Genomic DNA, 23,787 nt, shown 5'->3' with positions numbered 1-23,787 from the left:
CAGCGCTTGCGGCACCATTACTCGTGGACGTATATTCGTACACGAGTAAGGAGGTGCCGCGATGAAGAAACGCAAGGTCGACAACCTGCTCGCGCTCGCGGTGCTGTCCGTGATCGTCGAACGCCCGATGCACCGGTACGAGATCGCCCAGACCCTGCGCGATCGGGGCAAAGACCACGACATGGCGATCAAGTGGGGCTCGCTCTACACGGTCGTGCAGAACATGGCCAAGGTCGGCTTCCTCGAGGTGGTCGGCAGTGAGCGCGCGGGCGCGCGGCCGGAGCGGGTGATCTACCGGATCACCGACGCGGGCCGCGCCGAGATGACCGATTGGACCAGGGAGCTGCTGTCGACTCCGGAGCCGGAGCACCACCGGTTCGTCGCGGGGCTGTCCATTCTCGCGGTGCTTCCGCCCGCCGAGGTGATCGAACTGCTCGGCGCGCGCATCGAAGCGCTGGAGCGGACCATCGGCACCATGCGCCGCGAACTCGGCGAACTCGCGGGCGCGCTGCCGCGGCTGTTCATCATCGAATCCGAGTTCGGACTGGCGATGCTGGAAGCCGAAGCGGCGTGGACGCGTTCGCTGCGCGACGAGCTGACCGAGGGCACCTTCCCTGGACTGGCGCAATGGCGTGCATGGCACGAGCGCGGCGCGCTGCCGTCCGAGGTCGCCGAGCTGGTGGAGAGGGGGATTGCCGAGAACTAGCCGAGAACCGGACCCGGCGAGGTGCGGCAACACCGCCGCCGGGCCCGATCGAACAGTCTCGAACCGCGCCCGCGAACGCGCACCCGGCTACAAGGCTGGCAACCACAGGATAACCGGGTGGGTGGCGCGTGCGTCGGTCCGGGAACCGAAACCCGTATCGCACGAATCCTGGAGACACCCATGTCCACAACACGTACCGCCCTGGTGATCGGTGGCGGCATCGCCGGACCCGTCGTCGCGACGGCCCTGCGCAAAGCGGGCATCGACGCCCGCGTCTACGAGGCCTATCCCGGCCCTTCCTACGGCATCGGCAGCGGACTCGCCCTCGCGCCCAACGGCATCGCCGCTCTCGACATCATCGGGGCGGGCGACCCGGTCCGCGCCATCGCGCTGCCGGTGAGCAAGATGCGGATGGCCGTCGGGGACAAGGTTCTCGACCTGCCCGGCCTCTCCGATGTGCCGCCACTGCAACTGGTCGATCGCAGCGAGTTGCACCAGGCGTTGCACCGGCACGCGACCGCAGCGGGGGTCCCGTTCGAGTACGAGAAACGCCTGGTCGACGTGCACGAGGACGAGTCGGGGATCACCGCCCGGTTCGCCGACGGCAGCACGGCCACCGCCGACGTGCTGATCGGCGCGGACGGCATCCGCTCGCGGGTGCGCACGCTGATCGACCCGGAGGCGCCCGGCCCGGACTACACCGGCATGCTCGGCTTCGGCGCGACCACCGAGTGCGACGCCGACCTCCCGGCCGACACCATGACCTTCGCGTTCGGCAAGCGGGCGTACTACCTGTACTGGCCGCTCGGCGACGGGCGGGTGGCGTGGGGAGCGAACCTGCCGCACAAGGAGTATCTGTCGCTCACCGCGGCGCGGGCGGTGCCGAGCGCGCAGTGGTTGCGGACCCTGCGCGAGACCTACGGCGACGACACCCCTGGCGGCGAACTCGCTCGTCGCACCACCGAGGACCAGCTGGAAGTGGTCGGTGCGCTGCACATCATGCCGCCGGTGCCGCACTGGCATCGCGGGCGGATGGTGTTGGTGGGCGACGCGGTGCACGCGCCGTCCAATAGTTCCGGCCAGGGTGCGTCGCTGGCGATCGAGAGCGCTGTGCAGCTGGCGCGCTGCCTGCGTGATCTGCCCGTTCCCGAGGCGTTCGCGGTTTACGAGCGGCTGCGGCGCGAGCGTGTGGAAGGCGTCGCGGCGCGCGCGGCGAAGATCAACCACAGCAAGACGCCGGGGCCCGTGGGGCGCAAGGTCATGCAGCTGCTCATGCCGCTCATGGCCAAGACCGTGATGAAGCCGGAGAAGACCATGGGCCCCGAGCAGCGCTACCGGATCGATTGGGAAGCCCCGGCCGAGCACGAACTCGCGTCGGTGTGAGTCGATGGCGAGGTCCCGCAGGAGCGGCCTGCGGGACCTCGCTGGGGCGCCTCGCTCAGCGTCGTGCGGCGCGGTCGCGCAGGATCTGCGCGGTCTGCTCGTCGCCCGGCAGGAACGCCTCCAGTTGCAATTCGGCGAGCGTGACGTCCACCGCCGTGGCGAACGAAGTGAGCGTGGTGATCAAACGCAGCTCCCCTTCGGCGCAGCGCAGACGCAGCGGCACCGCGAAACCCAGATGCTCCGGCCCCGGCTCGGTGGACGGCAGATAGGTCTCCAGTTCCTCGATCAGCTCGTCCAGGACGGGATCGGGACTGCGGTCCATCCGGTTGCGCAGCGCCTCGGTGACGTGCCTTCCCCAGTCCGGCAGGTTGACCACGCGGGCGGCCAAGCCGTCCGGGTGCAGCGCGAGCCGCAGCACGTTGACCGGGGGCTCCAGCAGCCATGGGGCGGCGCCCTCGGTGAGCACGTCGAAGGCGGCGTTGGCGGCGAGCAGGATGCCATAGGGCCGGACCACCAGCGCCGGGTAGGGCAGATGGCCGTCCAGAATGGCGCGCAACGCCTCCAGCACCGGTGCCAATTCCACTGTGTGGAGTTCCGATTCGGGAAAGATCGGCGCGTAACCCGCGGCGAGCAGCAATCCGTTGCGCTCGCGCAGCGACAGCTCCAGCGATTCGGCCAGCCGCACCACCATGGTGCGTCCGGGGCGCGAGCGGCCCTGCTCCAGGAAGCTGAGATGACGCTGCGTGGTGTCGGCACGGATCGCGAGATCCAGCTGACTGACCCGGCGCAGCGTGCGCCAGTGCTTGAGCTGCCGGGCGAACCCGGTGGACTGGGCCGCCGTCGTCATAGCAGCAGTATCCGGCGCTGAACGACGGGCTCGCCATACCTTGCGGGGAATCGCACAGGCGCCGGTCGACGGCAAGACTTCGCCGCATGAGCAAGAAACTGGATGAGCAGGAACTTTCCCGGTTCGCCGAACGGTATATCGCGCTGTGGAACGAATCCGATGCCGAAGCGAGGCGCAAGCGGATCCGGCAGCTGTGGGCCGAGGACGGGGCGCAGGTGCTGGTGGATCCGCCGCAGGCGATGCGGGAGGCGCTTGGCCGATTGTCCTTCCCGATCCCGACGGTGGAGATTCGCGGCTACGAAGCGTTGGACCGGCGGGTCGATCGCGCGTACGACGAGTTCGTCGCTCCGGGCGAGCACGTGTTCGTCTCCGGAGGGCCTGCGGTGCGTCTCTCCGTGAACTTGATCGGCCTGAGCTGGCACATGGTGACGAAGGCCGACGGGGCCGTGGTGGGTGGTGGATACGACGTCGTCGCGCTCGACGACGAGGGCCGGATCCGGTGGGATCACCAGTACATCGGCGTCGCGTGATGCAGGCCGTCGCCTACCATCTGGATCCCGCGCGCGGGGCGGACGGGCTGACCGCCGCGCCGCAGCAGTTGCCCGAGCCCGGCCCACGGCAAGTGGTGATCCGGGTGCGGGCGGCATCGCTGAATCGTCGCGACCTGATGCTGATGGACGGGACGTACCCGCTGCCCGCCATCCCGGGCGTCGTGCCGCTCAGCGACGGCGTCGGTGAGGTGATCGCCGTGGGTGACGCCGTGACGCGCGCCGCGGTGGGCGACCGGGTGACCGCCACCTACTTCGTCCGGTGGGCCGACGGCCCACAGCGTCAGGCGCACGTCGTCGAGCAGTACGGCGCGACCTATCCCGGCATGCTCGCCACTTACGCGGTGCTGGAGGAGGATTCGGTGGTGCACGTGCCGGGCCACCTCTCGGACGCGGAGGCCGCGACGTTGACCTGCGCAGGAGTGGTGGCGTGGGCCGCGCTGAGCACGCCGCTGCCGGTGCGCCCGGGCGAGACCGTCTTGACGGTAGGCAGCGGATCGGTGGCGCTGTTCGGGGTGCAGCACGCGAAAACGTACGGCGCTCAGGTCATCTCGATCACCTCGAACGCGCGCAAAGCCGAGCGTCTGCGTGCGCTCGGGGCCGACGAGGTGATCGATCGGAGCCGGACCCCGGAGTGGGAACTCGCCGTGCTGGAGCGCACGGGCGGGGACGGCGTGGATCACGTCCTCGACGCGGTGGGCATGCCGACGCTCGCGAAATCCGTGCGGGCGGGCGCGTACAACGCGCGGATCACGATGATCGGCGCGATGCCCGCCGGTGACGTGCCCGTGGGCAACCCGTTCGGGTCGTCGTATCTGTCCATTCGCCGTATCGCGGTGGGCAGCCGAACGGATTTCGAGGCGATGAATCGAGCTATCGCCGCCCATCGGACGCGTCCGGTCGTCGACCGCGTGTTTCCGTTCGAGGAAGCCGCGGCGGCGTACCGATATTTCCGCACCGGTGATCCGTTCGGGAAGGTGGTGATCGAGTTTCCCTAGGCTCAGGGGCAGGCGCTCAGGACTCGCGCCATGGCGTCCTTCTCGGCCGGGGTGACCCAGAGCTGATAGGCCGTCTTCACCTGGATCTGCCTGGTCAGGTAGGCGCAGTGGTAGCCCTTGCTCGGCGGTAGCCATTCGGCCGCGTCGGAGTCGCTCTTGGACTGGTTGGTCGGGCCGTCGACGGCCTGGAGATTGAGCGGGTCGTTGGCCAGATCGCGGCGGCGTTCGGCGGAAAGTTGCTGCGCGCCTTTCTGCCAGGCGTCCGAGAGCGCGACGACGTGATCGATCTGGACGTCGTCGGAGGACTTCGTGCCCCGCTTGAAGTTGATGGTCTTGCCGGTGTAGGGGTCGGCGAGCGTACCGGTCGCGACGATGCACTTGCCCGACTTGAAAGTCACGTCGGTCATGTCGCGCTGGAGGATGTCGTTGCGCGTGTCGCAGCCGTTGCCGCCGCCGGGCACCGTGACGTTGTCCGACCAGGGCGGCCCGAATTCGTCTCGGCTGTAACCGGTTTTGGGCGCGCGCTCCGCCACGCGCAGGGCGTTCAACAGGGCGAGGGCGTCGCGAGCGGGAATCGGTGCGGGCGCGTCGGCGCAGACCCGGCCGCCGGTCCCGCAGCCCGCCGCGGTCGACTCGCTGGGCCGTACCGAGGAACAGGAGATCAGTCCGACGGAAGTCGCGACCATGATGCCGAGCAGGGCCAGCCGCTGCGCTGTGGACTTCATCGAACTTCCTAACGCCGAATCCACTTGAAACTGTAACCGGCGTCAAAGTATCCAGTGGCACGGTTCGCACAACCGAATGGCGCGTATGAGATTCGGCACAGCCGGGCGATAACCGGCCGTGCGCCGACGCGACCGGACCGAAGAATGGGCCCGCCCCCGAATCGCCGTGCCGGCGCCGATTCGGGGGCGGTTATCACGAGGAGCCCTGGGGAGCCGCGCGGTTGTGCGGATTGGTTGTCCACTCCGAAGACCGCACTGGGACGACACCACGGGGCTGATGAGGGGGAGGTCCCGAGGTGTCGAGCCGCGCTTGCTCCGGACTCACTCGTGATGATCAGGGGTGATCGGGCTCCGGCGGGTGCCGGTGCGCGGGGAGTCACTATCCGGTTGGTGCCAGCACGCTTCCGCTCCGTCTCCGATCGCGCTTGGTTCTACGTATCAAGACAGTAGATAAATCTCGCGCGGATTGGCAAGTTCGTTCTGAGGGTTCGAAAAGTTTCTCAGCCTATCTTCAGTTTCGACCATATATCTACTGCATGAGTACGGATTTCCCACCGCTGACGAACCCGGCCTGGCTCGACCGGCGGGGCTGTGACCAGGCTCACTCCGAGGTCGGTCACAGGTGGGCGGATTCGTGTGTCCAAACGGGTGCAGGCGAAAGAGCCGGACCCGAAAGGACCACATCATGCCCACCGTCGACGTCCTCGATTCCTTCATCCACTACCGCGACACCGGCGCGGGGGAGACCCCGGTGGTGTTCCTGCACGGCAATCCCACCTCCTCGCATCTGTGGCGCAAGGTGATCCCCCACGTGGCAGACCGGACCAGGGCACTGGCCCCGGACCTGATCGGGATGGGGGAGTCGGGCAAGCCCGATATCGGCTACCGTCTCACCGATCACGCCGCCTACCTGGACGCCTGGTTCGACGCCCTGGGGCTGGACCAGGTGGTACTGGTCGGGCACGACTGGGGCGGCGCCCTGGCCATGGACTGGGCCGCGCGGCATCCCGGTCGCGTGCGCGGTATCGCGCTGATCGAAACGTTCCTGCGGCCGATGCGCTGGGACGAGTTGCCCCCGCTCGGCGCCGAGCTGTTCCGGAAGTTCCGCTCCGCGGAAGGGGAACGAATGATCCTGGAGGAGAACACCTTCATCGAGTTCAACCTGCCGAAGGGTGTCGCCTACCTGGCGGCCGAGGATCACGACGTGTACCGCGCGCCGTTCCCCACACCGGCGTCGCGCAAGCCGCTGCTGGTGTGGCCACGCGAGTTCCCGCTGGACGGCGAGCCCGCGGACGTGGTCGCCCTGGTGCGCGGCTACGGCGTCTGGGCGGCCGCGACACCCGAGGTGCCCAAGCTGCTGATGGCGCTGGAGAACGGTGTCGGCTTGGGGTCGGCGGAGGTGATCGAGTGGGCCGCGAACACCTTCGCGAGCGCCGAGGTCGCGCCGATCGGGCCCGCGGGCCACCACGCGCCGGAGGATCGGCCGGACGAGATCGGCCTGGCGGTGGCCGAGTGGCTCGACCGGCACGCGCTGGCCGGGGCTCCCGCCCGCCCGTGACCCCGGCCCCGGTGTGACCCGGCAGTGCTTGCGCCGACGGCGGCGCAGGCCGAATGATGGCCGGATGAGCACGGAGCACGACGCAGTCTCGGCGCAGGAGCAGGCCATGGTCGCCCGCGCGGTCGCGGGCGACCGGGACGCCGTCGCCCAGGTCGTGCGCTCGCTGCAGGACCCGCTGTATCGGCTCGCCCTGCGCATGGTGTGGCGGCCCGCGGAGGCCGAGGACGCGACGCAGGAGATCATGGTGCGCGTCCTGGACCATCTGCACACCTGGCGCGCGGAGGCGCGGCTGCTCACCTGGGCCTATCGCATCGGCGTCAATCACCTGCTGAATCTGCGGCGCCAGAGCCCGCAGGAGGCGGCGCACCTGAGCTTGGACGCCTTCCGGGAGGGACTGGCCGACGGTTTGTCGGAGGCCGACCATCGCGGCCCGGAAGCCGTGCTACTGACCGCCGAGGTGCGGCTCACCTGCAGTCAAGGCATGTTGCAGTGCCTGGCCCGCGACGAACGGATCGCCTTCGTGCTCGGTGACGTGTTCGAGCTGAGTTCCACCGAGGCCGCCTGGATCCTCGATATCACCCCCGCCGCCTACCGAAAGCGCTTGGAGCGCGCCAAAAAACGGCTCGGCAACTTCCTGAACGCGACCTGCGGCCTGGTCGATCCGGCGGCGTTCTGCCGCTGCTCACGACGGGTGGACAAAGCGCTCGCGCTCGGACGGATCGACCGCGGCCGTCCGGTGTACGCCCGCCATCCGGTCAGCGCGGGCGGGCGCACCGCCGCCGAGGCCGAACGGCAGATGATCCGGTTGCACGACGCGGCGTCGGTCCTGCGCGCCCATCCGGACTACGCCGCGCCGCAGGCGAAGATGGACGCGATCGCCGGGCTGCTCGGTTCGGGTCGTTTCCCCATGCTCGAGGAGACGTGATCCGCCCGGACGACGGCGACGGCGCCCGGCGATGGGGGCACGTCCCGCAGACGGGCGCGGTCGCCGCCGGGCGTTCAGCCAGGCGTTCCGGGGTCGGCTGAACCGGCGAGAGGGCCGTCGCAGGTCGCAGTTCCTCGGACTTCTCGTGCGAGCCGGGCTATCTGAGCGGGGCCGACACGGCAGCATCCGCCGACGATCCGCGCGCCACGCGCGAACCAGCCCCGCGCCTGCCGCGGGGCGAACTGCGCGGGGCCCGTCCAGCGGTGGCGCGCCGCATCCCAATCTTCGCCGCTGTTCGGGTAGGCGATCACGGGTTTGCCGGTGCGGGCGGCCAGTTCGACCGCGTCCGCGACATCGGCGGGCGCGCAGCAGTTCACGCCGATCGCGACGATCGAGTCCGAGCCGGCGGCCACCGCGAACGCGTCGGCGAGCGGTTGCCCGGCACGCGTGCGGCTGCCGTCGATGGTGTAGCTGAGCCACGCGGGCACCCCGATGTCGTTCACCAAGTCGACCAGCGCCTCGGCCTCATCGATATCGGGCACGGTCTCCAGGGCCAGCAGATCGGCGCCCGCCTCCGCGAGCACCTCGATGCGCGGCCGATGCCAGGTCCGCAGTTCGGCCACGGTGCGCCCGTAGCGGCCACGGTATTCCGATCCGTCGGCGCACGCGGCGCCGTAGGGGCCGATCGAGGCGGCGACCCATCGGACCTGCTCGTCGGCGCAGGCGTCGCGCGCCGCACGGGCCAGCGCCACGCCGCGCCGCCACAGCCGCGCGGACTCCGCTCTGGTCAGTCCGCGCGCGGCGAAACCCTCGTAGGAAGCCTGATAGGTGGCGGTGGTGGCGATGTCGGCGCCCGCGCGGAAGTAGGCCGCGTGCACGGCCTGGATGGCGGCGGGACGGTCCAGGAGCAGACGTGCCGACCACAGCGCGCCGGACAGGTCGTGGCCGCGCGCCTCCAGCTCGCTGGCCAATCCGCCGTCCGAGATCAGTGCCCCCTCCGCCGCGTCGAACAGCACGATTCCACTGTAGGACGCGACTTACTCGTCGTCGGTGGGCTGGGCGGTCGGGGGGACCCCGGTGTCGAGGAACCGGATGAGCCGTTCGATGCGTGCGGTGTGGTCGACACAGCGCTCCAAATGGTGCCCCAGCAGGGCGATGTCGATCGCCACCTCGGTGGAAGGCCGGGACGCGGAGTCGCGCAGCGCGGAATGCAACTGCTGGTGCAGCGTTTCCATCGGGCGCCCGGCGGGTGTCAGCTCCTCGGGCAGCGGTTGGTGACCCGCGACCGCGCGCGCTGCCAACGCCGTGCGCTCGGCAGCCAGCTCACCCATCGCGGCGAGGATGTCCAGGAGCGGCGGCTCCGCAGCGTGCCCGGGATGACTCTGGTACACCTTGTCGGCGATCCGGCTGACCAGCCAGCCGATGCGCGACAGTTCCCCGGCGATCTGGATCGCGGTCACCACGTGCCGCAGGTCGCGGGCCACCGGCGCCTGCAATGCCAGCAGCACCACGGTGCGCGCCTCGCACGCGCCGTACATCTTCTGCAGCTGTTCGTCGAGCGCGAAGACTTCGTAGGTCGCGGTGAGGTCGGCGGCGACGAGCGCGTCGGTGACACGTTCGACGGCGTCGTGGGCGAGCGTGCACATCAGCGTCAGATCATTCGTCAACGCGATGAGCTCGGCAGTGAACTGGGTGCGCACCGCCAAATTCTCACCCATCGACAGGGGCGTGGTCGATTCCTCGCCGGATGTTCATCGGTAACGACATCGCCTCGGCAGGCCGGCCGGTGCCCGCCACGCAGAAGAACGCGCTCGCCGCGTGTGGTGGTCGAGTGGAAGACGCAGGTGCTGACGTTTTTTCGTGCTCCGCAAGCGCGGTCGTGTACCGGCGGTGACGGCGGTCGCGGTGTGCGGGTGAACCGTGCTCGGGCGCCGCGCGGGTGTACGGAGTGGCGGAGAGATATTGCTATATCGAGGATTTTGTGTTGCGCATCACAGAACAGGTTGGGATACGGGGCAACTCGCTCGATTGCTCACGGCGTGCCCTCGATGGTTCGGTGCGGCGGGGCGAAGGGTCGGTCCTGCGCGTTGCGCTGGATGACTGTTTGCGCCGCGGTACCTGCCGGTGCGCCGCCGCATTCACCCCTGGCCCCTGCCCTGTTCAGCGCCCGAATCGGGGTCGCGGCGAAGCCTGCCGACGGCTGTGACCGGTGTTACCGTCGCGGCATGCCGAACTTGCGCGACATCCAGCATCGGGTGGTGACGGCGTTCCAGCGCCGGGTAGGCAATCCGATCCTCAGCACGCTTCCCGGGCAGACCCTCCTGGAGACCACCGGCCGGGTCAGCGGGCAGCCCCGGATCACCCCGATCGGCGGACGGCGGGTCGGGCAGGAATTCTGGCTGGTCTCCGAGTTCGGCGAGCGTTCCCAGTATGTCCGGAACATCAAGGCCGACAACCGGGTCCGGCTGCGACTGCACGGACGATGGCATGCGGGCACCGCGCATCTGCTGCCCGAGGATGACGCGCGTGCCCGTCTGTCGGCGCTGCCGCGTGCGAACAGCGCGGCTGTCCGGCTCGTCGGTACCGACTTGCTTACTTTGCGCATCGATCTGGAGGACTGAGCCCCGGCTCGGTGCGGGGGACGTTGGTCGCCTGACCGGGATGCGAGCGATTTGCTGGGAGCATGGTGGGCATGCTCCGTGTGTTGTTCGCCCGCTGGACTGTGCTCGTGCCACTGCTCGCCGTTGCCGCTCTCGCGGCGACTTGGGGCCGAAGTCTGCCCGGTGTGGCGGTGACGGTCGTGGTGGTGGCGTTGGTGGGGGCGGTGCTGTCCGCGGTCCATCACGCGGAGGTGGTGGCGCAGCGCGTCGGCGAGCCGTTCGGCTCGCTAGTGCTCGCCGTCGCGGTCACCGTGATCGAGGTCGCGCTCATCCTCACGCTGATGACCCAGGGCGGCGACAAGACCGCGACCCTGGCCCGCGACACGGTCTTCGCCGCCGCGATGATCACCTGCAACGGAATCTTCGGGCTCTGCCTGCTGGTGGGAGCTCTACGCAGGCGCGTGGCGGTGTTCAACGCGGAAGGCACCGGCGCGGCGCTGGCCACCGTCGCCACGCTGGCCACGCTCAGTCTCGTGCTGCCGACCTTCACCACGAGCAAGCCCGGTCCGGAGTTCTCGCCCGCGCAGCTGGCTTTCGCGGCGGTGGCCTCGCTCGCGCTGTACGGGTTGTTCGTGATGGTGCAGACGGTGCGTCACCCGGACGACTTCCTGCCGGTCGAGGCGGACGGCGTCGTCACCGGCGACGAGCACGCCGAGGCGCCCAGCGGGCGCGCCGCGCTGGCCGCCCTCGCCCTGCTGCTGGTCGCCCTGATCTGCGTGGTGGGGCTGGCGAAGGTGGTCTCGCCGGCCGTCGAGTCGGCGGTCCAGTCGGCGGGGCTGCCGCAGTCGGCGGTCGGCGTGGTGATCGCTCTGCTGGTGCTGCTGCCCGAGACGATCGCCGCGGTGCGGGCGGCGCGCCGTGACCAAGTGCAGATCGGGCTCAATCTGGCGCTGGGTTCGGCCATGGCGAGCATCGGCCTGACCATCCCGGCGATCGCGGTGGCGAGCATCTGGCTGGACGGCCCGCTGGTACTCGGCCTCGGGGCGACCCAGACGGTGCTGCTGGCCCTGACCGTCGTGGTGGGCGGGCTCACCATCGTTCCGGGACGGGCGACGTTGCTGCAGGGCGGCGTCCACCTGGCCGTGTTCGCGGCCTTCGTCGGTCTCGCCGCCAGTCCCTGAGGGCGCGAACGCTTCGATCGAGCCACGTGCGTGGCCGGGCCACAACAGCAGCTTCGGCACCCGCGGACGCTCTACTGTCCCGCGTCCGTTCCACGGCGGTTCCGATGAGCTGTCGCCGCTGACGCGAGTTGGGTTCCCGCCGGGGACCGGTCTATCTGCTGCACGGCCACCGCGAAGGAACGGTATCGGGCGCGCACCGCCGCCAGGGTCGCCGCCACTCAGTGCGGATGCTGGGCGGCGTATCTGGCGCGTTCCCGCGCTCGGCGCTCGGCTCGCCGCGGATTCTCCAGATCCGCGGGCAACCCGTGCTTCGCGAGCCGGTGCGCCCGGTTCATCGGCATGTACGCGACCGTGTAGAACAGGGCCAGCAGCAGCGCCAGCAGGATCATCGCGCCGCGCAGCCACAACTCGCCGGGGAACAGCAGGAACGCCGCGAACAGCGGCGTGAACGGCACCATCCCGCGCAGGACGTGCCGGGTGGCGGCGAACCTGCCGGTCAGGTCGTCGCGCACCCACTCGCGCATGGAATCGGGCAGGCGTCGTCCGAAGGCGTAGCCGATCCACTGGAGGGGACCGGGCCGCCGTCGCTCTCGGGTCATGGCCGGGCTCCTCGGGACGGGGTCGGGGCGTCGGGCTCGGCGGCCGCCGCACGGCGGGCCGCCTCGTTCACCCTGGTGAGGACGTCGCGCAACTGCTCGAGGTCGGCGAGGGTCACGCCCAGGCGTTGCACGACGGCGGGCGGGATCCGCTCGGCCTGCGCGCGCAGTGCGGCCCCGGCCTCGGTCAGATTCACGACGAGGTTGCGTTCGTCCCGGCTGTCGCGCTCGCGGCTGATCAGCCCGGCGGCTTCCAGGCGTTTGAGCAGCGGGGACAGTGTGGGGGAGTCGAGTTGGATCGCCTCGGCGATGGCCTTGACCGACATCGGCGCCTCGCCCCAGAGCGCGAGCATCACCAGATACTGCGGGTGGGTGAGCCCGAGCGGCTCCAGGAGCGGACGGTAGACGCTCAGCACCGCACGATTGGCCACGGCCAGCGCGAAGCACACCTGCCGGTCCAAACGCAGCGGATCGTCGATCTCGGTCTCCATCGGCCCTCCTTGTCCGCGCTCCAAGTTAGCGCATTAATAGTTAGTGCGTTAAGTAATGTGCGCGACATCTCGCCGCGAGATCCCGGCTCCGGGGCGGTCGCTGGTTACCGTGAATCCATGCACTACGACGCGCGTCCACTCCGCATCGAGGAACTGGATGCGGTCCGTGGTTTCGCGCTGTGCGGGATCCTGGTGGTGGACATCTGGCGGATCACCGACATGCCTGCCACGGACGGATCGGGTGCGGTGTTTCCGGTCCGCCATGTGCTGTCGGTGCTCTTCGAGGGACGGTTCTTCCCGATCTTCTCGTTTCTGTTCGGGATCGGCTTCGCGTTGCTGCTGGACGGCGCCGCGCAGCGCAGCGAGCGCCCGCGGCTGGTGCTGGTGCGCCGCTTGCTGGCGCTCGGGCTGATCGGCCTGGTGCACCAGCAGTTCCAGCCGGGTGAGGCGTTGCTGCCGTACGCGCTGGCCGGATTGGTGATCCTGTTGCCCGCCTCGGCGCTGCCCACCTGGGCGGTGTTCCTGGCGGGCCTGGTCGGCACCTTCGGCGTCGCGCTCGCCCTGGGTGGCGGACTGGCTTTGGCGCCAGGGCTTTTCCTGCTCGGCCTGGCCACCGTGCGGGCCGGAGTCGTGGACACCCTCGAGGAACGGGGCTGGCAGATCGGTGTGGTCTTCGCCCTCGCCCTGCCCGCCGCGATTGCGGCAGGGCGGTGGGAATACCGCACACCGTATCTGGAGCTGTGGTCCACCCCTGCCATGGCCGTGGCGGGCCTGCTGGGCGCGCTGGCCTACGTCACCGGGTTGCTGCTGTTGCTGCGCATCGAGCCCGGTCAGGTGCTGGCGGAGGTGTTGCGGCCGCTGGGCCGCATGGCGCTGACCAACTACGTCGGCGCCACCGCCCTGATTCTGTCGGCCGCGCCGCGCTTGGGCCTGCCCGGCTCCGACGACTACGCGACAGTGCTGGGATTGGCGGTCGCAATCATCGCGGTGCAGGCGGTATTCAGCGCCGTGTGGTTGCGGCTGTTCGAGTACGGACCGCTGGAATGGTGGTGGCGGTGCGTCACCTGGTGGACGGTGGTGCCGATCCGGCGCGTGCGGGTGCCGAGCCGTAGGTACTGAGTCGGCGCGGAGCCGAAGGATCGCCCGTGGTCTCCAGAGCGGCCGACGGCATGGGGAGCAGCCGCGCGGTGTCCAACTGGATCGCGATTCTGCCCGAGCCCGCTCCCGGCGGTCGCAGCCGCGACGGCCGGTCCCGGATCCCGATCACTCGTTCTCGATGCGGCGCAGGATATCCAGCATCGCCAGCACCGACTCGGCGCGGACCGTACCCTGTCGCAGCCCATCCCGCAGCACGAGCTCCAGCACGTCGTGCTCGGCGTTCCCCTTGAGCGCGTTGATCAATGCCAGCTCGCTGCCGCGCGCCGCCGCCAGCTGCGGGTCGGTGAACGGGTCCAGGCTGTCGAGCCCGAAGTAACCGCGGAACAGCTCCAGCGTCTCGTAGGACGGGTTCACCGCCTGGCCGGTGCGCAGTTTCCAGAGGTAGTTGGCGGACAGGCGCGTCCCGGTGGTGCGGTGGATGTCCTCGGCCAGCGCTCGATGTGTGATCTCCTGCGGCCGACCGTCTTTGCGCGCGGGCGGGTGCATTCCGTTGATCAGGGTGTTGAGCGCCCGGGTGAACGGGTGTAAGTCCTCCCCCATATCAGCGTGTCTCCTGTGGTTGACAGGACATGTGGCGTAGATCATACTCGTCCGTGCTCCGCCGGCGTATGCCGGTGTGGTCGCCCCGAAGGGGTGGGTGACCACGAAAGGTCCGGTACCCGAGAGCGGCAGCAGATGGGGCGATCATCGTCGCTCGCCCCATCTCATCGCAGTTCCACCGGCAACGTGAGTGGTCCCCGATGCCGGAAGCCGGAGCGCCACACGATCTCTCGCTCGTCCACCGCGAGCGCGGAATCCGGCCATCGGGTGAGGACGTGATCGATGGCGGCCGCGGTGACGGTGCGCACCAGCGCGTTGCCCAGGCAGGCGTGTGTGCCGTGGCCGAGCGCGAGCTGCGCGCCAGGGTCGCGCCCGAGGTCCGGTTCGCCCGGCTGATGGAAGATTTCGAGATCGTGGTCGGCCGAGGTCGGCATGCTCGGGCGGAAGTGAATCGACCAGTGCGGGAGCGAGTTCCGTCCAGTCGGCGCGGGGACAATTCGGCGGTCACCATACCGCGCAGGCGTGCGTGGTCGGCCGGAGCGGCCGCGAGCATCGCGTCCAGCGGTGGCGGCACCGCGAAGCCCGGTAGTCGTCGCCTTTCGCGTACCGGGCCTGGGTCGACAGCCGACGGTCCAGCAGACCGGCCCGCACGTCATGGTATCGCGTCACCAACCAGGCCGGCGGTCCGTCGGGCGTGCGGACGCGATGTATGCCGTCCCCCGCGGTACGCAGCCGCTCGAGCGTGGGCCACGGATTTCGGGCGAACCGGGCGTCGAACACATCCGTCACCCGGTCATCATCTCGCACTGCCGGTCGGTCCCCGCTGGTGTGCAGGTCGTCGGCGCGGGCTGCGTGCGGGTTCCGGCCTCCACGCGGCCGGATGGCCACGCGTCGCGCCGAGCCCCATCAGGAGGCGGCGGCTCCGGTCTGCCGGATCGCGTCGAGCACCTCGCCGTAGGTCAGCGTCGTCGAGTTCACGATCGCGCGTTCGGACGGTACGTCGATGTCGACGGAGTCGATGCCGTTCACGCCGCGCAGCGCCGATTCGACGGCCGACGCGGACTCCCGGGTCACGTTGTGCAATGTAACTGTGTACGTCATGCGAATCGCATTGACGGATTCCGCTCACTCAAACTTTCCTTTTTGTCCCGTTTGATCGCGAGGACCCCGGGAATAGCGGAGTTGTCAAACGAATCGACGCAACAGGGATTGCCATGATCATCATCATCGGGCTCGTCGCCTTGATCGCGGCCGTGATTATCGGAGTTGCCGCCGTAGTGGGCAACACCGGCCCCGCTCAGCAACTGACGAGCGATTTCTCGGTATTCGACTATCACTTCCACGGTTCCACCGGAGCGCTGTTCGGTTACGGCGTCGTGCTCGGTGCGATCGGGATGTTCGGACTAGCCCTCGTGCTGTCCGGCGCGTGGCGGGTCACCCGCCGCGGCATGGTCGCGCGTCGTGAACTCGCGCAGTCCCGTCGCGAGATGGCGGCGGTACGGCGTGATCTGGCGGCAGACACTTCCGCACCGGCGGCGCGGGCTCCCCAGGAGCCGGCCTGGCGGCGGTGGCTGCGCGCACCCGGTTCCGGTACCGCCCGGACCGATCGCGGCGCGACGGTGCCGACCTCGAAACCCGTGACCGCGAAATAGTTGAGAAGAAAAGGAATACGACAATGATCATTCTCGGCCTCATCCTCTTGGTCCTGGGCTGGCTGCTCTCGATTCCGCTGCTGACCACCGCGGGCATCATCGTGCTGATCATCGGGCTCGTGCTGCTGGTGGCCGGCTCGGTGGGCCGTCCGGTGGGTGGCCGTCGCTGGTATTACTAGGAATTGCTCATGAAGTTCGAAGATCGCCTCGCGCACCAAGTGCAAGCGACCAGGGGCAGCATGAAGAAATTCCTCGGCAAAGCGACCGGCAACTCCCGGCTGGAGGCCGAGGGGCGGCGTGACCAGACCCTCGGCAACGTCAAGCGCGCCGCGGACAAACTGCGGGACGCGTTCAAGCGCTGACCGCGCACGATCGACCGTGCCGGGCGAAGGCCGACAGCCTCCGCCCGGCATCGTCGTGTTCCGAGACCGAGCCGTCAGATCCCGGCCACGTCGGTGAGCTGCCCGATGCCATAGGTGACGGCCATGGCCAGCGCGCCGCCGAGCACCACCCGCACCACGGCCCGGCCCCGCGGGCTTCCGCCCAGGCGCGCGCTGACCGACCCGGTGAGCGCGAGCGCGGCGAGCACGGCCGCGAACGTCACCGGGATGCGCGCGGTGACCGGGGGCAGCAGGATGGCCAGCAGTGGCAGCAGCGCGCCGAGCGTGAAGGCCACCGCCGAGGAGAACGCCGCCTGCCAGGGATTGGTCAGCTCCGCGGGGTTCAGGCCCAGTTCGGCCTCCGCGTGCGCGGTGAACGCGTCGTGCGCGGTGAGTTCTTCGGCCACCTTGCGCGCCGTTTCCGGCGTCAATCCCTTGGCCTGGTAGATCGCCGTGAGCTCGGCCAGCTCGTAGTCCGGCTCGTCGCGCAGTTCTTTGCGTTCCTTCGCCAGCAAGGCCCGCTCCGAATCGCGCTGAGTGCTGACCGAGACGTATTCGCCCACCGCCATCGAGATCGCCCCCGCGGAAAGCCCCGCGATGCCCGCGGTGAACAACGCCGGTGTGTCGGTGGTCGCCGCCGCCACACCGACGACCAGCCCCGCCGTGGACACGATGCCGTCGTTCGCGCCCAGCACCCCGGCGCGCAGCCAGTTGAGCTTGGACGCGAAGCCGTTGCCGTGGGGTTCGTGCGGGTGTGCGCCGGAGGCGTCGGTCGTGCGAGCCATGAACGCACCCTAATCACTCGGCGCCGCGCGGGCGGGAGCCGCGACAGGCCGGTCCGCTACGGAAGGGGTGGGCGGGGAACGGCCGGCGGATGCGGAAGCATCGTGCGGTGGATGATCTGCAGGATCAGCAGGAACAGCAGCGAAAGCCCGGCGGTGGTGACATCCCCGACCAGCACCGCCAGCACGGCGAACGCGCCGAACACCGGAACCTCCAGCACCGCGCACCAGCGCAGGATCCGCAGCCGCCTGGCGTTGGCGGACAGGCGTTGCACACCGTCGTCGATGATGGTCAGCGCTGTCTCGTAGCGCACCATCCCGTCGCCGACCTGGACGAACATGTGCACCGCCTGGTCGCGGCTGAGCTCGCCGAGCCAGGCCCGGTCGATCAGCCGCTTGCCCTCCTCGGCGACCTCCTTGATAACCGCGTCCATGCGGCCCCCTTCCCAGTCGATCGGAGAGTCTAGCGGCCGAATCGCGCCTTCCCAGTGACGATTCAAGCGGGTGGGAAGACGTACACGCGCTCCGGCACGATCCGCACGATCAGCCGCTGCGCCTCCGGTTCCGGCGGGGGAGTCGCGCCGCCCATGTACTTCGCGTACATCGCCATGAGCAGCGTCTTGTCCGGGTCGTCGGTGATCTCGGCCCGGCCGCGCACCTCCGCGTACCGGCCGTCGGCTCGGCTGAGCACCAGCAGGCTCACCCGTGGATCGCGCAGCATGTTGCGGGTCTTCAGCCGCCCTTTGATCGTGCTGAACACCAGGGTGTCGCCGTCGTGGTCGACGAAGATCACCGAGGACTGCGGGCGGCCGTCCGCGTTGGCGGTGGCCAGGACGGCGGCGTGGGGGCCGTCGATCAGGGTGCGCACGGTGTCGTCGAGTGGCATCGGAAGTCTCCTCGGTCGGTTCGGGCATCACGGTGATCCCCGTAATGCGGACTGCCGCGCCGGTCCGGAGGAATCGCGGGAAGCGATTCTTTTTCGCGTCCCATCCGGTCATATCTGCGACGGCTCACACTCCGTGGACCGGGAAAGGACCTGTGGATGACCTCGACCAGCGCGCTTCCCGACGCCGAATTCACCCGCCGCACCCAGCCGTATCGCCGGGAATTGCTGGCGCATTGTTACCGCATGCTCGGCTCGCCGCACGACGCCGAAGACTCGGTGCAGGAGACCTATCTGCGCGCTTGGCGTTCCTTCGGCGCCTTCGAGGGCCGCTCCTCGGTGCGGACCTGGCTGTATCGGATCGCCACGAATGTGTGCTTGACCGCGCTCGAGCACCATGGGCGGCGCGTGCTGCCGTCGGGTCTCGGCGCTCCTGGCACGGATCCCTCGGCGCCGCCAGTGGCTGCCGCCGCGGGTGTCCGGTGGCTCCAGCCGATGCCGGACGCCCTGGTCGCGCCGGACCCGGCCGGTGTGGTGGTGGCCCGCGACAGCCTGCGTCTGGCGCTCATCGCGTGCCTGCAGCACCTGAACGGCAGACAGCGCGCCGTGCTGCTGCTGCGCGACGTGCTCGGCATGCCCGCGACGGAAGTCGCCGAGATGCTCGACACCAGCACCGCGGCGGTGAAGAGCACGTTGCAGCGCGCCCGGGCCCGGCTCACGGAGGTCGCGGCGGCCGCCGAGCAGGCGGTGCCACCGGGCGAGCCGGGCCGGCGCGCGCTGCTCGAGGAGTACATGACCGCGTTCCGCCGCGCCGATCCGGCCGCCATCGAACGCCTGCTGCACCGCGACGCCGTGCTGGAGATGCCGCCGTCGGGCACCTGGTTCGCGGGCAAGCGGACCTGCGCCGCCTATCTGGCCGCACAGGTCCTCGGCACGCCCGGCGAGTGGCTGATGTTCCCGGCACCGGCGAACGGGCAGCTCGCCGCGGTCGCCTATCACCGGCAATCCGATTGCGTGTACCGGGCATTCGGCGTGGCGGTGCTCACCACGACGAAGGACGCGATCATCCGGATCACCGCGTTCGGCGATCCGGAGTTGGTCACCGCGTTCGGATTCGCGCCGGTTCTGGGGTGAGGGAGGGGTTCACCGCTGGAATTCCGGGCGGTCGTCCCGCACACCGATCCACGCGTAGTCCCGCGCCCGGGTGATCGCGACGAGCTTCTGCCGGTCGGCGAGTTCCGCGCGCTCCCGGTCCGCGCCGGTGCGCGATCGGGATCCGCCGGACCAGGCCGGATGGAACACAGCGGCGAAATCGAGGCCCTTGGCGCGGTGCACGGTGCCGACCTTGACCGCCGCCTGCGGCGTCCCGTCGTAGTCCTCCAACGGCAGCGTCGCGATGCCCACGGCGTCGAGCGCCCCGGCGAGCCGGGCCGCCTCCTGCCGCGTCCGGGTGAGCACGGCCATGTCGGACAACGGTTTTCCGCATCCGCGGATGCCGTCGACCAGCGCCGCCTCCAAGTAGTGGTCCGGCCCGCGCCAGATACGCACCACGCCGTCGGGCAGGACGACGTCGGCGTCGCGCAACAGCACGCCGGGCGCGTCGTCGAAATCGCCGAGCAAGTTCACCGCGTCGATCCCGGCGGCGTTCTCCCAGACGCGGCGGCGGTTGCGGTAGTTGACCCGCAGGATCGCGCCGCGGCCGCGCAGATCGATGCCCGCGTCGGCCATGCGCCAGCCCCCGGCGTACACCTGCTGCTGGCCGTCGCCGAGCAGCAGCAGCGGACTCGATCCGTTGCCGCCCGCGATGGCGTGGGCGAGCCGCAGCCCGGCCAGGGTGATGTCCTGCACCTCGTCGACGACGACCGCCTCATAGGGCTCCGGGAGCGGTTCGTTGCGGATCTCGGCCAGCGCGATGGCGATGACGTCGCTGTAGTCGGAGATGCCCCGCTCGCGCATCTCGCTCACGTAGGGCACGTACAGCTTGCGCCACACCTCGGCACGCCGGTCGTCATCAAGGCCGATGCCGTTGCGCCCGTAGCGTTCCGCGCGCTGATAGACGTCGAGATCGTCGATCTCCCGGCCCTTGATCACCCGGTCGATCTCCTCGCGCCAGTAGCTCTCGCGCGGCTCGATGTCCTCGAAGTCGGCTCGCGCCCGCTCCCAAACCCGGTGAAACACGCGGTCGGCTCCGTGCGGATCGAGTTTCGGGGCCGCGATTCGCTGCGCGAGGAAATCCAAAGCCCAGGAATGCAGCCCGGCGAACTGGACGCGTCCCTCGGTTCCCGGCGCGAGCTGCCGGAAGTAGGTCTCCTGGCAGTTCGCGAGCGTCTTGACGAACGTCGTGTACAGCTGACGACCGGTGGATCGCTTCGCCTGCCTGGCCATACGGTGCAGCGCTACGACGGTCTTACCCGTGCCCGCCGGGCCGGTCAGCCGGGCGGGGCCGGTGTACGTGCGCGAGACCAGGAGTTCCTGTTCGGGATCCAGGAAGGTCATCCAGTGCTGGAACGGCCGTCCCAGCGCCGCCTCCCGCTGCGGCGCGAGGACTTCCGACCGATCGAGCAAGGCGAGATCCGGTACCTCCGGCGCCGGTTCCTCGATCTCCAGCAGCTCGTACTCCCGGGCCGCCTGGTGCGCGACGGTGTGCGCGACGGCCTGGACGCGGGTGGGCTTCAGCTGCCGGTGCCGTGCGCGGATCACCCGATCGAGCTCGCCCGGCCGGGCGACGGCGAACCTGCCGTCGCCGCGCAACCCGATCTCGCCGGGCACGAGCAGGACGATCTGCGCATCGTGGGCGACGACCTTCTCCCGCCCGAATTGCAATCTGCCGAACCGCGCCTCGACGTGGCGGCGGATCCCGTCGAGCTCGGCGGGCACGTCCTCGGCGAACCGCAACGCGAAAAGCCCGGTGCCGCAGACCAGCAGCGCGTGGGCATGGTCGGCGGGCACGGGATTCCGGTGGACGAGCAGGTAGCGCCCCGGCTCGGTCAGCGCCTCGGTGAGAAACGCGCGCTGATCCGAGCTGCAACCGGGGATGCGAGTGAGCGTGTCCGTGACCCGCGAAAGCCAGGTGTTCATGGAGTCCCCCTTCCGGTGCACACCTACCCCGTCTTCGACGGTAAAGACGCGGCGTCGAGGAGGGAATGGGCGGAGAGCTTTCGGGGACAACCGTTATCGAATGGGACTTTCCGGACGCCGGACTGTTGTCGATCTGTCACCCGAAAGTGTTGTGCCCCTGCGTCCTTCCCTGTGCTTCGGTGCGACGCAGTCCGGTAGGCGTTGTGCCCCACCATCTTCGGGCGCATCGGGTGAACGTCGCCTGCTCGGACAACCCGATCAGCGAGGCGACCTGACTCATCGGCATGTCCGTTGTGGTCAGATACCGCCGCGCCGCGTCCCTGCGGACCTCGTCCAGGATCGCGGCGAACGAGGTGCGTTCGGCGGCGAGCCGTCGTTGCAGGGTGCGCGGATGCACGGTCAACAGCCGTGCCACCGCGCCGATCTCGGGCGCGGAGGTGCCCAGCAGCTGCCGGACGGCGGCGCGCACCTGCGGGGCGATCGCCGCCGTCGCGTCGCCGGACTGCTCGGCGAGGAACGCCATGGCCAGCCGGTGCAAATTCTCGTCGCCTCCGGTGAGCGGCCTGCTCGCCAGGCTGCTCGGCAACCGCAGGGCCGCGAACGGCCGCTCGACCCGCACCGGCGCGCCGAAGAACTCCTCGTACCCGGCGACCGCCGCTGCCGGCCGATAGGGCAGCTCGACCGAACGCAGCCCGTAGCGGTCGTCCACCAGGCGCTGGATGGTCCGGTGCACGAATGCCAGTCCGAGGTCGGTGCCTTGGACCGGGGCCGGAAGCCCCGGCCGCACGCCGTAGCGCAGCGCGAGCACGCCGCGATCGCCGTAGGGGTCCGGCTCCAGCGTCAAGCTGAGTGACCGCGCGTGCAGGAACAGATACCGCGCGGAGCACTCGAGCACGTCGGCCAGCGACGGCGAATTGCGGATGGCCAGCGCGAGGGGGCCGAGCATGTCCAGGTCCTGCCGTTGCGCGATCCGCAGGCCCAGATCGGGGCAGCGCAGCTGGTGCGCGGCCAATTCCAGGACGGCCGCGACGCGCTCGTCGGGTACGAGCAGGTCGTCGGTGTCCAAGGCGGCCACCGGCAGGCCGCAGGCCGTCGCGAGGCCCTCGGCGTCTCCGCCCAGTTCGGCCACGGTCGCGCGGAAGCCGCGCAGCCCGGCCGATCGAATCACCGACATGTCGTAGAGAATCAAATAGTTGTCGCGCAAAGTCAAGAATGGGGGACGCTCGGCTCGCACACTGGAGGCATGACCGAGACCGCCGCAGCACCGGAACACCTCGATGTCGTGATCGTCGGCGCGGGACTATCCGGAATCGGCGCGGCCTACCGGCTGCAGACCGAGTGCCGGGGCAAGACCTACGCCATCCTGGAAGCCCGCGACGCGCTCGGCGGCACCTGGGATCTGTTCAAATATCCCGGTATCCGCTCCGACTCCGACATGTTCACCCTCGGCTACCCGTTCAAGCCGTGGCGCGACGCCAAGTCGATCGCGGACGGTCCGTCGATCCTGCGCTACATCACCGAGACCGCGACGGAGTACGGCATCGACCGGCACATCCGCTATCGCACCAAGGTGGTCGCCGCCGACTGGGACAGCTCGGCCGCCCGCTGGACGTTGACGCTCGCGCGGCGCGATGCCTCGGGCGCCACCGAGACGCACACGTTGACCTGCGGCTTTCTCTACGCCTGCGCCGGGTACTACGACTACGACCAGCCGTACGCGCCGGAGATCCCCGGCCTCTCGTCGTTCGCCGGACAGGTGGTGCACCCGCAGTTCTGGCCCGAGGACTTCGACTATCGCGGCAAGCGCGTCGTCGTGATCGGCAGCGGCGCGACCGCGGTCACCCTGGTGCCTGCCATGGCGGAGCAGGCGCAGCTGGTGACGATGCTGCAACGCTCCCCGACCTGGATCAGCGCGGTTCCCGGCCGGGACAAAGTGGCCGACAAGATCCGCGACCTGCTGCCGCCCCGGCTGGCGCATCGCGTGATTCGCACCAAGAACATCCTGTTCGGCATCGGCTTCTACCAGTACTGCCGACGGCGTCCGGAAGCGGCGCGCAAACTGCTGACCGGCCTCACCACCCGCATCCTGAAGGACGAGCAGGCCGTCGCCGAGCACTTCACGCCCAGCTACAACCCGTGGGACCAGCGGCTGTGCGCGGTTCCGGACGCGGACTTCTTCAAGGCGATGCGGAAGGGCAGGGCCGAGGTCGTCACCGATCACATCGACACCTTCGTGCCGGAGGGCATCCGGTTGCGGTCCGGCCGGGTGCTGGAGGCGGACGTCGTGATCACCGCGACGGGGCTGCAGCTGCTCGCCTTCGGCGGGATCGCGCCCAGCGTCGACGGCGCGCCGGTCGGATTGTCCGAGCAGTTCGTCTGGCAAGGGGCCATGCTCACCGGCGTCCCCAACTTCGCCGTGTGCATCGGGTACACCAACGCGTCCTGGACGTTGCGCGCCGACCTCACTTCCCGGCTGGTCTGCAAGGTGCTCAATCACATGGATCGCCGAGGTTACGCCGCCGTCGTGCCCGAGCCGCAGGGCGAACTCGCGGAACATCCGCTGCTGGATCTGGCCTCTGGTTACATCCAGCGCTCCATCGGCGACTTTCCCCGCCAGGGCGACCGTCATCCGTGGAAGGTGCGGCAGAACTACCTGCTCGACTCCGCCACGACCCTGCGCACGGACTTGGACAAGACGCTCACCGGGACGCCGAAATCGGCACTGCGGCGGCCGGCGCCGGTCGCGTAGCCCGGAC

General features: G+C 69.5%; 29 protein-coding genes. 14 read left to right on the top strand and 15 right to left on the bottom strand.

What is annotated here, in order from left to right; translation table 11 throughout:
* Positions 1 to 61: 61 nt before the first annotated feature.
* Both ABZ552_RS28360 and ABZ552_RS28355 read left to right on the top strand, forming a co-directional pair.
* Positions 62 to 706: a PadR family transcriptional regulator gene (locus tag ABZ552_RS28360; RefSeq protein WP_281916782.1), complete on the top strand. Its 645-nt coding sequence runs from the start codon at positions 62 to 64 to the stop codon at positions 704 to 706.
* A gap of 180 nt (positions 707 to 886) precedes the next feature.
* Complete coding sequence (locus ABZ552_RS28355; protein WP_281916783.1) at positions 887 to 2,089, top strand: NAD(P)/FAD-dependent oxidoreductase; 1,203 nt, start codon at positions 887 to 889, stop codon at positions 2,087 to 2,089.
* Between the two features lie 55 nt (positions 2,090 to 2,144).
* Here ABZ552_RS28355 and ABZ552_RS28350 read toward each other — a convergent pair whose 3' ends face one another.
* Positions 2,145 to 2,936 (bottom strand): helix-turn-helix transcriptional regulator, encoded by a 792-nt coding sequence (locus ABZ552_RS28350; protein ID WP_281916784.1) that lies wholly within the window; start codon positions 2,934 to 2,936, stop codon positions 2,145 to 2,147.
* Positions 2,937 to 3,022: 86 nt separating this feature from the next.
* On the opposite strand from ABZ552_RS28350, the gene ABZ552_RS28345 reads away from it, so the two are divergent.
* Positions 3,023 to 3,466 carry a hypothetical protein gene (locus ABZ552_RS28345; RefSeq protein WP_281875187.1) on the top strand — a complete coding sequence of 148 codons (444 nt, stop codon included), beginning with the start codon at positions 3,023 to 3,025 and terminating at the stop codon, positions 3,464 to 3,466.
* Positions 3,466 to 4,482, top strand: a complete 1,017-nt coding sequence (locus ABZ552_RS28340) for an NAD(P)-dependent alcohol dehydrogenase (RefSeq protein ID WP_357440944.1) — start codon at positions 3,466 to 3,468, stop codon at positions 4,480 to 4,482. Before ABZ552_RS28345 ends, ABZ552_RS28340 begins: the two co-directional genes overlap by 1 nt.
* 2 nt (positions 4,483 to 4,484) lie before the next feature.
* Here the strand turns inward: ABZ552_RS28340 and ABZ552_RS28335 are convergent, their stop codons facing one another.
* Complete coding sequence (locus ABZ552_RS28335; protein WP_281875186.1) at positions 4,485 to 5,207, bottom strand: HNH endonuclease family protein; 723 nt, start codon at positions 5,205 to 5,207, stop codon at positions 4,485 to 4,487.
* A 622-nt stretch (positions 5,208 to 5,829) separates the two neighbouring features.
* Between ABZ552_RS28335 and ABZ552_RS28330 the strand changes: the two genes are divergently transcribed.
* The gene (locus tag ABZ552_RS28330; protein WP_357440916.1) at positions 5,830 to 6,765 is read left to right on the top strand and encodes a haloalkane dehalogenase; all 936 of its coding nucleotides are present in this window, start codon (positions 5,830 to 5,832) and stop codon (positions 6,763 to 6,765) included.
* A gap of 64 nt (positions 6,766 to 6,829) precedes the next feature.
* The gene (locus ABZ552_RS28325) at positions 6,830 to 7,690 is read left to right on the top strand and encodes an RNA polymerase sigma factor (RefSeq protein WP_357440913.1); all 861 of its coding nucleotides are present in this window, start codon (positions 6,830 to 6,832) and stop codon (positions 7,688 to 7,690) included.
* Between the two features lie 74 nt (positions 7,691 to 7,764).
* Here ABZ552_RS28325 and mmuM read toward each other — a convergent pair whose 3' ends face one another.
* Together mmuM and ABZ552_RS28315 are read right to left on the bottom strand one after the other, a co-directional pair.
* On the bottom strand, positions 7,765 to 8,679 hold the full coding sequence (mmuM, locus tag ABZ552_RS28320; RefSeq protein ID WP_357440941.1) for a homocysteine S-methyltransferase: 915 nt from the start codon (positions 8,677 to 8,679) through the stop codon (positions 7,765 to 7,767).
* A 48-nt stretch (positions 8,680 to 8,727) separates the two neighbouring features.
* Positions 8,728 to 9,408, bottom strand: coding sequence for a PhoU domain-containing protein (locus tag ABZ552_RS28315; protein WP_357440910.1), 681 nt, complete (start codon positions 9,406 to 9,408; stop codon positions 8,728 to 8,730).
* Between the two features lie 507 nt (positions 9,409 to 9,915).
* On the opposite strand from ABZ552_RS28315, the gene ABZ552_RS28310 reads away from it, so the two are divergent.
* Together ABZ552_RS28310 and ABZ552_RS28305 are read left to right on the top strand one after the other, a co-directional pair.
* Positions 9,916 to 10,311: a nitroreductase/quinone reductase family protein gene (locus ABZ552_RS28310; RefSeq protein WP_281875182.1), complete on the top strand. Its 396-nt coding sequence runs from the start codon at positions 9,916 to 9,918 to the stop codon at positions 10,309 to 10,311.
* Between the two features lie 71 nt (positions 10,312 to 10,382).
* Entirely contained in the window at positions 10,383 to 11,471 is a 1,089-nt protein-coding gene (locus ABZ552_RS28305; protein ID WP_357440907.1) for an ionic transporter y4hA, read from the top strand.
* A 218-nt stretch (positions 11,472 to 11,689) separates the two neighbouring features.
* On the opposite strand, the gene ABZ552_RS28300 is transcribed toward ABZ552_RS28305, so the two are convergent.
* Both ABZ552_RS28300 and ABZ552_RS28295 read right to left on the bottom strand, forming a co-directional pair.
* Positions 11,690 to 12,070 (bottom strand): DUF5313 family protein, encoded by a 381-nt coding sequence (locus tag ABZ552_RS28300; protein WP_281916788.1) that lies wholly within the window; start codon positions 12,068 to 12,070, stop codon positions 11,690 to 11,692.
* Entirely contained in the window at positions 12,067 to 12,558 is a 492-nt protein-coding gene (locus ABZ552_RS28295) for a MarR family transcriptional regulator (protein ID WP_281916789.1), read from the bottom strand. Before ABZ552_RS28295 ends, ABZ552_RS28300 begins: the two co-directional genes overlap by 4 nt.
* A gap of 117 nt (positions 12,559 to 12,675) precedes the next feature.
* On the opposite strand from ABZ552_RS28295, the gene ABZ552_RS28290 reads away from it, so the two are divergent.
* Positions 12,676 to 13,677 (top strand): DUF418 domain-containing protein, encoded by a 1,002-nt coding sequence (locus ABZ552_RS28290; protein WP_281875178.1) that lies wholly within the window; start codon positions 12,676 to 12,678, stop codon positions 13,675 to 13,677.
* A gap of 144 nt (positions 13,678 to 13,821) precedes the next feature.
* On the opposite strand, the gene ABZ552_RS28285 is transcribed toward ABZ552_RS28290, so the two are convergent.
* The 4 genes from ABZ552_RS28285 to ABZ552_RS28270 all read right to left on the bottom strand — a co-directional run bounded on the left by ABZ552_RS28285 (position 13,822) and on the right by ABZ552_RS28270 (position 15,357).
* Positions 13,822 to 14,256, bottom strand: coding sequence for a hypothetical protein (locus tag ABZ552_RS28285; RefSeq protein ID WP_281916790.1), 435 nt, complete (start codon positions 14,254 to 14,256; stop codon positions 13,822 to 13,824).
* 164 nt (positions 14,257 to 14,420) lie between these two features.
* Positions 14,421 to 14,690 carry a hypothetical protein gene (locus tag ABZ552_RS28280; RefSeq protein WP_281916791.1) on the bottom strand — a complete coding sequence of 90 codons (270 nt, stop codon included), beginning with the start codon at positions 14,688 to 14,690 and terminating at the stop codon, positions 14,421 to 14,423.
* A 70-nt stretch (positions 14,691 to 14,760) separates the two neighbouring features.
* Complete coding sequence (locus ABZ552_RS28275; protein WP_357440902.1) at positions 14,761 to 15,045, bottom strand: hypothetical protein; 285 nt, start codon at positions 15,043 to 15,045, stop codon at positions 14,761 to 14,763.
* Positions 15,046 to 15,162: 117 nt separating this feature from the next.
* Entirely contained in the window at positions 15,163 to 15,357 is a 195-nt protein-coding gene (locus ABZ552_RS28270; RefSeq protein ID WP_159842630.1) for a hypothetical protein, read from the bottom strand.
* Positions 15,358 to 15,470: 113 nt separating this feature from the next.
* Here ABZ552_RS28270 and ABZ552_RS28265 point away from each other — a divergent pair, with 113 nt between their 5' ends.
* The 3 genes from ABZ552_RS28265 to ABZ552_RS28255 are packed head-to-tail and all read left to right on the top strand — an operon-like array spanning position 15,471 to position 16,270.
* Positions 15,471 to 15,908, top strand: coding sequence for a hypothetical protein (locus tag ABZ552_RS28265; RefSeq protein ID WP_281875173.1), 438 nt, complete (start codon positions 15,471 to 15,473; stop codon positions 15,906 to 15,908).
* A gap of 23 nt (positions 15,909 to 15,931) precedes the next feature.
* The gene (locus ABZ552_RS28260) at positions 15,932 to 16,087 is read left to right on the top strand and encodes a DUF6131 family protein (RefSeq protein ID WP_169813002.1); all 156 of its coding nucleotides are present in this window, start codon (positions 15,932 to 15,934) and stop codon (positions 16,085 to 16,087) included.
* 9 nt (positions 16,088 to 16,096) lie between these two features.
* Complete coding sequence (locus ABZ552_RS28255; protein WP_281875172.1) at positions 16,097 to 16,270, top strand: CsbD family protein; 174 nt, start codon at positions 16,097 to 16,099, stop codon at positions 16,268 to 16,270.
* A 74-nt stretch (positions 16,271 to 16,344) separates the two neighbouring features.
* Here the strand turns inward: ABZ552_RS28255 and ABZ552_RS28250 are convergent, their stop codons facing one another.
* The 3 genes from ABZ552_RS28250 to ABZ552_RS28240 all read right to left on the bottom strand — a co-directional run bounded on the left by ABZ552_RS28250 (position 16,345) and on the right by ABZ552_RS28240 (position 17,956).
* On the bottom strand, positions 16,345 to 17,073 hold the full coding sequence (locus ABZ552_RS28250) for a VIT family protein (RefSeq protein WP_281875171.1): 729 nt from the start codon (positions 17,071 to 17,073) through the stop codon (positions 16,345 to 16,347).
* Between the two features lie 56 nt (positions 17,074 to 17,129).
* Positions 17,130 to 17,504, bottom strand: coding sequence for a hypothetical protein (locus tag ABZ552_RS28245; RefSeq protein ID WP_281875170.1), 375 nt, complete (start codon positions 17,502 to 17,504; stop codon positions 17,130 to 17,132).
* A gap of 62 nt (positions 17,505 to 17,566) precedes the next feature.
* Positions 17,567 to 17,956 (bottom strand): PPOX class F420-dependent oxidoreductase, encoded by a 390-nt coding sequence (locus ABZ552_RS28240; RefSeq protein ID WP_281875169.1) that lies wholly within the window; start codon positions 17,954 to 17,956, stop codon positions 17,567 to 17,569.
* A gap of 156 nt (positions 17,957 to 18,112) precedes the next feature.
* On the opposite strand from ABZ552_RS28240, the gene ABZ552_RS28235 reads away from it, so the two are divergent.
* On the top strand, positions 18,113 to 19,087 hold the full coding sequence (locus ABZ552_RS28235; protein ID WP_281875168.1) for an RNA polymerase subunit sigma-70: 975 nt from the start codon (positions 18,113 to 18,115) through the stop codon (positions 19,085 to 19,087).
* Positions 19,088 to 19,096: 9 nt separating this feature from the next.
* Here ABZ552_RS28235 and ABZ552_RS28230 read toward each other — a convergent pair whose 3' ends face one another.
* Positions 19,097 to 21,031, bottom strand: coding sequence for a UvrD-helicase domain-containing protein (locus ABZ552_RS28230; RefSeq protein WP_357440895.1), 1,935 nt, complete (start codon positions 21,029 to 21,031; stop codon positions 19,097 to 19,099).
* 136 nt (positions 21,032 to 21,167) lie between these two features.
* Positions 21,168 to 22,205 carry an AraC family transcriptional regulator gene (locus tag ABZ552_RS28225; RefSeq protein WP_281875166.1) on the bottom strand — a complete coding sequence of 346 codons (1,038 nt, stop codon included), beginning with the start codon at positions 22,203 to 22,205 and terminating at the stop codon, positions 21,168 to 21,170.
* A 69-nt stretch (positions 22,206 to 22,274) separates the two neighbouring features.
* Between ABZ552_RS28225 and ABZ552_RS28220 the strand changes: the two genes are divergently transcribed.
* Positions 22,275 to 23,780 (top strand): NAD(P)/FAD-dependent oxidoreductase, encoded by a 1,506-nt coding sequence (locus tag ABZ552_RS28220; RefSeq protein ID WP_281875165.1) that lies wholly within the window; start codon positions 22,275 to 22,277, stop codon positions 23,778 to 23,780.
* Positions 23,781 to 23,787 lie beyond the last annotated feature (7 nt).

The sequence above is a fragment of the Nocardia sp. NPDC019219 genome (assembly GCF_040632645.1).
Lineage (GTDB): Bacteria > Actinomycetota > Actinomycetes > Mycobacteriales > Mycobacteriaceae > Nocardia > Nocardia sputorum.
The sequence above is the reverse complement of the archived record's forward strand: the minus strand, read 5'-3'. Positions and strand labels throughout refer to the sequence as shown.